This is a genomic window from Pedobacter sp. UBA4863 (genome assembly GCF_002399615.1).
Taxonomy (GTDB): Bacteria; Bacteroidota; Bacteroidia; order Sphingobacteriales; family Sphingobacteriaceae; genus Pedobacter.
Genome location: NZ_DHDZ01000007.1, coordinates 1 through 7,380, shown reverse-complemented (window position 1 = coordinate 7,380; position 7,380 = coordinate 1). Strand labels below are relative to the sequence as shown.

Here is a 7,380-nt window from a genome sequence, read left to right as displayed (position 1 = left end):
ATCCTAAAATCCTGCTCTTATTTATTTTTCTTATTCAGTTTCAAAAAACCAATGTTTAGTCCTATTATCGACGAGTTATCATCATCGTCAGTATCAAACTTGATAATTTTTTTATCTCTCTTATCTACCTTATCTACCACGTAATTAACTAAATCTCCTACATTACGTATGCCTTTTTTGTTGTCGCTAGTTTCATCTGTTGTAACTATATCGTCAACTGTTGCTGTTTTCGTATCCACTTGGGCAATCATCCTAGCTTCGTTATGCTCCACTACAGTTTCTTGAGAAACAATATCTAAAGGTTTTACTTCGGCTTTCTTAATAAGTAGATGCTCATTCTTTTCAGATGGTTGCATCGCGATAAAATTATTTTTTGGAGCGTCTTCAATAGGTACATCACTTACTTCTACAAGCTCTCTTTTTAGCAGCGTACGAGTAATAACTTTATGCTCTGGCAATACTGCTGCACGGGTAGCTGTTATTTCGCTGGCAGTAGCCACAGGCAGGCTATACACCTCATCGGTAGTGTTTGTTAAAGCATTTTCTGCCGAGCTATGTAGGTAAACCTTTTCGTTATTTTGCGTAAGCAACATTACCGAAGCTACCACTGTTACGCTAGCCGCTGCCATCCATAAAACAGGAAACGAACGTTTTTTCTTAGGTTCCAATTGCTCGGCAATATTGCCCCATAAATCTGCAGATGGTTCAATTTCTGCATCCATAAAACTGTCTTTAAACAGCTTATCAAAATCTTTATCCGGCATGTGTTGCATAACCAAAGCCCTCCAATTTTAAAATTTCTTGTTGTAAAATAGCTCTTGCCCTAGAAAGTTGCGATTTGCTCGCTCCTTCTGTAATTCCTAACGTTTCGGCAATTTCTTTGTGCGAATATCCCTCAATGGCGTACATATTGAACACCATTCTATAACCGTCGGCCAATTTTTGTATTACTTTCATCAAATCCTGCATACCCAAACGGCTAAAATCAAAACCTGTAGATGGTTGTTCATGCGCTTCCTCAATAGGCACTACGCTTAAATTACGCAGGTTTTTTCTATAGCTTTCAATAGCAGTATTAACCATAATGCGGCGTATCCATCCTTCAAAAGAACCTTCGCCCTTAAACTCTTTCACCTTCTGAAAAATCTTTACATAACCCATCTGCAATACATCTTCGGCCTCCATTCTATCTTTGGCATATCGCATACAAACCGCCAACATTTTCGATGCCGTTTGCCTGTACAGCATTTCCTGCATCTGCCTGTTGCCGGCCTTACAGCCTTCCATCAGTTCATTTAATGTATATGTTTTTGCCACCTTCATTTGTTTGCTTGTATAGGGTAGATGCACAATCGTACCCAAAGGTTGCAAGCCTTTCTAATTATTTTTGAATTTTGTTAATTATTTCAAAAGTGGATGATGATTATCAGTAGATGTTATTGCTTTTGGAAAGCAAAAATACTAGTTCTTCGGCTAATTCAGTCCCGCTTTTCGTTATAATCTTTTGCGCTTTACCGTCATTTCGAACGCAGAGAGAAATCTATCAGCTAAGTACTACTAACGAACAGATTTCCTCGTTCCTCGTCGAAATGACGCAAGCAAAATTATAACCACTCCTATCAGGTTTAGCGAACAAAAGCTTATGTAGAAATAGCAAATCGCAAAAAATAACCTCTTGCATTTTTATCCCACTTTTACTTAACTTTAAGTAAATCAAAAACTAAGACAAATGAAAATCGTAAAAATTATTATCTGCGTACTATTTGGGCTCATGTTCATCAATGCAGGTCTTAACAAATTTTTCAATTACCTACCTGTGCCAGAGTTACCGGCCAATCAGCTTAAGGTAATGACAGCCTTAATGTCTATCCCTTGGCTAATGCCCTTATTGGCAAGCATGGAAATTATAGGTGGTACATTATTCGCTACACCAAAAACTAGGGCTTTAGGCGCTATTGTTATACTCCCAATAATGGTTGGCATACTCTTACATCACCTTACCGTAGCACCAGAAGGAATAATTATGGCTGTAATACTATTCGCCATCAACATTTGGATCATTTTTGACAACTGTGGCAAATACAAACTAATTATGAAGTAGCAATAAAAAAGCATCACTTTTTGGGGTGATGCTTTTTTATACTTTGTAGAAGTGCTGCTAAAATAAATTTTGAATGACGATAGTTTATTAATGTATGCCTTTAAAAATTCGGCTCCATCTTATCTTATTCAAGAACGAACCTTCCCCATCAATACTTAACCAAATAAACAGTGCTTTACCTACAATGTGGTCTTCGGGTACAAAACCCCAATAACGCGAATCTGCAGATTGGTGACGGTTATCGCCCATCATCCAATAATAATCCATTTTAAAGGTATAAGAGTTTGCTTTTTTACCATTCAACATCCAATCATTACCTACTTTTTCTAATTTATTACCTTCATAAATGCGAATAGCTCTTTCGTACAAAGGCATATTTAAGCTGTCCAAAGTAACCGTCCATCCTTTCTTAGGCACTACAAATGGGCCGTAGTTATCTAAATTCCACTTTCTGCTTTTATCATGAGGAAAAATCAAGATATCCTGTTCATCAGTTGGCATTAAATCTTCTTTGATCGCTTTTACGTAAGGAGATTTTTTCAATTCCGTAATTACATTTGGCGTTGCATCAAAGGTATAAATGGTAGGCAGTGCCGTTGGGTTTAAGTTTTCACAGCCCAGCTCTTCAAAAAGTTTCAAGTTTACATCTGCTGTAGTAAATTCTACGCTATAGGCAAAACCACCGGTACCCACCAAAGGAGAAGGAGTGCCGTTAACTACCGCCAAACCATTTCGCATGCTAATGGTATCGCCGGCAATGGCAATGCAACGTTTAATAAAGTTTTCACGTTTATCTACCGGCCTGCTTACTACAGAAAAACCCGACCAAATAGATTCCCTGCTTTCGCCACGCAGTTGCATCTGGTAATAATTGTCGTCTTGACGTTCCAGCACTACGGTATCGCCTTCTGGGAAATTGAAAACCACTACGTCATTACGTTTGATATCCTGTAAACCTGGCAATCTTCTATATTTCCATTGTACACCATCCCAATAGGCTTTAGTATTGATAAAAGGCATAGTATGATGTGCAAAAGGGAAAGCTACAGGTGTCATCGGTACACGGGCACCATAGTTCACCTTACTTACGAAAAGGAAATCGCCTACCAAAAGCGAACGCTCCATTGAACCAGAAGGAATGGTGTAAGCTTCAATAAAAAACACACGAATAATAGTGGCTGCAACTACCGCAAAAACGATAGCATCAACCCATTCTCTTGTTTTGCTTTTTTTCGTTTTAGGCTTATCAGAATCATTTTTCTTTTGCCAGAATTTCCAATTCATATCAATCTTTAAAATTAAATATATCAGCTATGCTGTAAAAACCTCTTTTATTTTGCAACCACTCTGCGGCCACCACTGCGCCTAAAGCAAAGCCTGTCCTACTGTGTGCAGTGTGTTTAATCTCAATATCGTCAACCTCAGAACCGTAAACAACTGTATGTGTACCTGGCACATTTTCGATTCTGTGCGATTCGATAAGCAATTGATTATTGGTTAATTTATCTGGAATAGGTGTTCCTAGCAATTCATTAACCCATTCTTTCTTGCTATCCAATTCTTCAATAATATCTTCGGCAAGGGTCATTGCTGTTCCGCTAGGCGAATCTAATTTTTGCGTATGGTGTATTTCTTCTACCTGTACATCATAAGCTGGGTAGTTATTCATCAGCTTTGCTAATACCTTATTTAAGTGGAAGAAAATATTTACGCCAATACTAAAGTTAGAGCCGTATAGCAAGGTATTGTTACTTTGTTCGCAATCATTTTTAATGTTCTGCAACTCACCATACCAACCTGTTGTACCTACTACCACAGGTACTTTAGCTTCAAAACATTTATAAATATTGCTTACCGCGGCATCTGGGGCACTAAAATCTATTGCCACGTCTGCCTGTTTCAAATTTTCTATGGTAAAATCATTAAGATTGTCTATTCCAATTTTAAGCACAATTTCGTGCCCACGTTCGGTAGCAAAACGCTCTATAATTTGGCCCATTTTGCCATAGCCTAAAAGTGCTATTTTCATCTATTTATTTTTATTATGTTAATGAAAACTCTCTCAACAACCTCGAGATTGGTTTCATAATTTCAGTGTAAGCTTTAATGCCGGCGCCACGTTGCTAAAACCGTACATTGTATTTGTATTTATAATAGAGGGCGACACTTTTAAGGAAAGGGTCTCATCTACGTTAAAGTATTTTAAACGTGCGGTTACATAGGCATCTAAAACATTTAAGCCATACAGGCCTACCAATGAAATTAAGACCACTTCTCTATTACGTTTATAAATATTTTTGGCTACGGTTAGCGCATTGGCATCGGGGTACTGGGTTAGCCCATTATCGGGATCGGGTGTGCCGTTTAATTGTCTATATTGTAACTCCCTTAAAAACCTATGGTAATTATTGTTATTGTCTATATAAGACATTACCAGCATGGTACCGCCAGCATAAATAGCCCCAATTTTACCGATAATATATAGTTTTTGGCCAATTCTCTTGCTTTGTGTTCTTCCAGCTTTTACGTCATCAACCACTAAACCATAGTTGTAAACTTGACCTAAACCCGGAAAAATAAGTGAGCGATAAACCGCCTTTTTCCCTGCAATTTTACCTTGATTTATATATTTAGGAGGGGCAATGGTATCTAACCTAGCCGAAGTATCTTGCTTTATTGTAGTTGTAGGGTTTTGCGCATTTACCCAAGTAAAAATGAAAAACAGCACTACAGAAAGCAAAAACGTTCGCATTACCAATCTAAAAGTTCTAAAATACGACTTAAGTCGTCGTTACTTACAAATGGTATTTCTATTGCTCCTTTGCCATTTTCTTTCACCTTTAATTTCACCTTAGTGGCAAATTTAGAAGCCAAATCGTTCTGCAACTTTTGATATTCGAAAGAAACTGGTTCTTGCTTAACAGGAGATTTTACCTGCACATGGTGAATACCGCGTACCAACTCCTCTACCTTACGCACCGAAAGTCCTTTCTCTAAAATTTCTTGGTGGATGAAAAGTTGCTTGCCTTCATCTTCTACAGAAATTAAAGCACGGGCGTGCCCCATTGAAATTTTATTGTCGCGAATAGAAGCTTGGATAGCTGGCGGAAGTTTCAACAGCCTTAAATAATTGGCAACCGTAGTTCTGTTTTTACCTACGCGTTCGCCCAATTGCTCTGCTTTTAAATTACATTCGTCAATCATTTGCTGAAAACTCAACGCCACTTCAATTGCATTTAAGTTCTCACGCTGAATGTTTTCAATGAGTGCCATTTCCAGCATTTGCTGATTGTCGGCAGTACGAATATAAGCCGGAATTTCGGTTAGGCCAGCCAGTTTTGAAGCTCTAAATCTACGTTCCCCAGAAATTAGTTGGTATTTATTTCCGTTTTTGCGAACGGTAATAGGTTGTATTAAGCCTTGTACTTTAATAGAATCTGCTAACTCGTTAAGCGCAACCTGATCAAATTCGGTACGTGGCTGGTATGGGTTAGTTTCAATATCAGCAATACTAATGGCGCTAATACTGCCAACCGATGGCGTTACATTTATATTTTCTACGGCAGGCTTAGGGGTATTAACCGTTTCGTTATCATCCAAAAGCGCACTTAATCCTTTACCTAATCCTGTTTTTCTTTGAAAAGATGTCATCTATAAATCTTAAATACTTGCGGTGTTTTCTTCTTGCTCTTCTTTAAGCAATCCGTTTTTACGAACAATTTCTCTTGCTAAATTCAAATAATTGATAGCGCCTTTGCTATTGGCATCGTGCATAATTACCGATATACCATAGCTTGGAGCCTCGCTTAAACGGGTGTTACGCTGTATAATGGTTTCGAAAACCAAATCTTGGAAATGGGTTCGCACTTCTTCTACCACTTGGTTAGATAAACGTAACCTCACATCGTACATCGTTAATAAAATACCTTCGATTTCTAAAGCAGGGTTTAACCTGTTTTGTACAATTTTGATGGTATTTAATAATTTACCCAAACCTTCTAATGCAAAATATTCGCATTGTACCGGAATAATTACAGAATCGGCGGCAGTTAAAGAGTTAATGGTAATTAAACCCAAAGAAGGTGAGCAATCTATGATAATGAAATCGTATTGGTCTTTCACTTTTTCCAATACGGCTTTCATTTTATATTCCCTATTGGCCAAATTAATCATTTCTATCTCGGCACCTACCAAATCTATGTGTGCTGGCAACAAATCTAAATTAGGCGTGTCTGTTTTCACAATTGCATCCGCGGGCTCCACATCATTAATAATGCACTCGTAAATGCTATTTTTGATATTCCTTGGGTCAAAACCAATACCCGAAGTAGAGTTGGCCTGTGGGTCAGCATCAACCAAAAGCGTTCTATATTCTAAAACGGCTAAACTAGCTGCTAAATTAATAGACGAGGTGGTTTTTCCAACTCCTCCTTTTTGGTTTGCTAAAGCAATAATTTTACTCATTTATTTTCTTTGAAAACGCCACAAATGTAGCGGGCTTAATTTTAAATTAAAAATCTTTAAAAAATGCTATTTTTGTAACGTTTAGGCACCTTTTAACAATTAGCTAAGATACGAACTAAATCTAAATATTAGTATCGGCATTGTTTGTGTTTTACACATCTTATTAACAATTTTTTTATGATAACTATTATAGCCGGAACCAACAGACCCCATAGCAATACGCTAAAAGTTGCCAAATATTATCAAAATGAACTGGCTAAAAAGGGTTTACAAACCAACCTTTTTGATTTACAAGATTTACCAGAAAACTTTCTTGCCAATAGTTTATACGGGAAAAAAACTGAAACCTTCGATAAAATCCAAGAATTGATTACCAATACCAGCAAGTTTTTGTTTGTTATTCCAGAGTATAACGGGAGTTACCCCGGGGTATTAAAAGCGCTGATTGACGCCTGTGCTTTCCCAGAAAGTTTTTACGATAAAAAAGCTTGTTTGGTTGGTATTTCTTCTGGAAAATATGGCAATATTAGAGGTGTAGAGCATTTTAATGGGGTTTGCGCTTATTTACATTTACACGTAATGCCTTTGCGCTTGCACATTGCAAATATTAAACAGGAAATTAATGAAAATGGCGATTTCTTTATGGAAGACACCTTGAAGTTTACCAATCAACAAATAGATAAGTTTATTGCTTATTAGTCCGAAAGGTTATAGCCAGGAAGTCCGAAATATAAATGGTTAACTGTTTAAGTTTTATAAATCGGTTAACTGTCCTTACTCCTAATACTAGTTAACCCGTAGTGCATTATAAAGAT

9 protein-coding genes are annotated in these 7,380 nt (G+C 37.3%); 2 read left to right on the top strand and 7 right to left on the bottom strand.

The features are described 5' to 3' along the window. Positions 1–17 precede the first annotated feature (17 nt). Both B3I52_RS01195 and B3I52_RS01190 read right to left on the bottom strand, forming a co-directional pair. Positions 18–773 carry a hypothetical protein gene (locus B3I52_RS01195; RefSeq protein WP_293297661.1) on the bottom strand — a complete coding sequence of 252 codons (756 nt, stop codon included), beginning with the start codon at positions 771–773 and terminating at the stop codon, positions 18–20. Next, positions 754–1,323, bottom strand: a complete 570-nt coding sequence (locus B3I52_RS01190; RefSeq protein WP_293297658.1) for an RNA polymerase sigma factor — start codon at positions 1,321–1,323, stop codon at positions 754–756. Before B3I52_RS01190 ends, B3I52_RS01195 begins: the two co-directional genes overlap by 20 nt. Positions 1,324–1,729: 406 nt before the next feature. Here B3I52_RS01190 and B3I52_RS01185 point away from each other — a divergent pair, with 406 nt between their 5' ends. Beyond that, positions 1,730–2,101 carry a DoxX family membrane protein gene (locus tag B3I52_RS01185; protein WP_293297656.1) on the top strand — a complete coding sequence of 124 codons (372 nt, stop codon included), beginning with the start codon at positions 1,730–1,732 and terminating at the stop codon, positions 2,099–2,101. An 87-nt stretch (positions 2,102–2,188) separates the two neighbouring features. On the opposite strand, the gene lepB is transcribed toward B3I52_RS01185, so the two are convergent. From lepB to B3I52_RS01160, 5 genes are read right to left on the bottom strand one after another with little or no spacing between them, the layout of a single operon-like run. After that, complete coding sequence (lepB, locus tag B3I52_RS01180) at positions 2,189–3,385, bottom strand: signal peptidase I (protein WP_293297653.1); 1,197 nt, start codon at positions 3,383–3,385, stop codon at positions 2,189–2,191. Between the two features lies 1 nt (position 3,386). After that, positions 3,387–4,130, bottom strand: a complete 744-nt coding sequence (gene dapB, locus B3I52_RS01175) for a 4-hydroxy-tetrahydrodipicolinate reductase (RefSeq protein ID WP_293297650.1) — start codon at positions 4,128–4,130, stop codon at positions 3,387–3,389. A 54-nt stretch (positions 4,131–4,184) separates the two neighbouring features. Next, entirely contained in the window at positions 4,185–4,853 is a 669-nt protein-coding gene (locus tag B3I52_RS01170) for a DUF5683 domain-containing protein (RefSeq protein ID WP_293297647.1), read from the bottom strand. Beyond that, positions 4,853–5,752: a ParB/RepB/Spo0J family partition protein gene (locus B3I52_RS01165; protein ID WP_293297644.1), complete on the bottom strand. Its 900-nt coding sequence runs from the start codon at positions 5,750–5,752 to the stop codon at positions 4,853–4,855. Before B3I52_RS01165 ends, B3I52_RS01170 begins: the two co-directional genes overlap by 1 nt. Before the next feature lie 9 nt (positions 5,753–5,761). Then, positions 5,762–6,565 carry a ParA family protein gene (locus tag B3I52_RS01160; RefSeq protein WP_293297641.1) on the bottom strand — a complete coding sequence of 268 codons (804 nt, stop codon included), beginning with the start codon at positions 6,563–6,565 and terminating at the stop codon, positions 5,762–5,764. 177 nt (positions 6,566–6,742) lie between these two features. Between B3I52_RS01160 and B3I52_RS01155 the strand changes: the two genes are divergently transcribed. Then, positions 6,743–7,264: an NADPH-dependent FMN reductase gene (locus B3I52_RS01155; protein ID WP_293297638.1), complete on the top strand. Its 522-nt coding sequence runs from the start codon at positions 6,743–6,745 to the stop codon at positions 7,262–7,264. Positions 7,265–7,380: the final 116 nt, after the last annotated feature.

Bases quoted from the DNA above. Each gene is read 5' to 3' on its own strand.
- B3I52_RS01195 (WP_293297661.1), bottom strand. From the start codon at position 773: ATGCAACACATGCCGGATAAAGATTTTGATAAGCTGTTTAAAGACAGT.
- B3I52_RS01155 (WP_293297638.1), top strand. From the start codon at position 6,743: ATGATAACTATTATAGCCGGAACCAACAGACCCCATAGCAATACGCTA.
- lepB (WP_293297653.1), bottom strand. From the start codon at position 3,385: ATGAATTGGAAATTCTGGCAAAAGAAAAATGATTCTGATAAGCCTAAA.
- B3I52_RS01170 (WP_293297647.1), bottom strand. From the start codon at position 4,853: ATGCGAACGTTTTTGCTTTCTGTAGTGCTGTTTTTCATTTTTACTTGG.
- B3I52_RS01190 (WP_293297658.1), bottom strand. From the start codon at position 1,323: ATGAAGGTGGCAAAAACATATACATTAAATGAACTGATGGAAGGCTGT.
- B3I52_RS01185 (WP_293297656.1), top strand. From the start codon at position 1,730: ATGAAAATCGTAAAAATTATTATCTGCGTACTATTTGGGCTCATGTTC.
- B3I52_RS01165 (WP_293297644.1), bottom strand. From the start codon at position 5,752: ATGACATCTTTTCAAAGAAAAACAGGATTAGGTAAAGGATTAAGTGCG.
- B3I52_RS01160 (WP_293297641.1), bottom strand. From the start codon at position 6,565: ATGAGTAAAATTATTGCTTTAGCAAACCAAAAAGGAGGAGTTGGAAAA.
- dapB (WP_293297650.1), bottom strand. From the start codon at position 4,130: ATGAAAATAGCACTTTTAGGCTATGGCAAAATGGGCCAAATTATAGAG.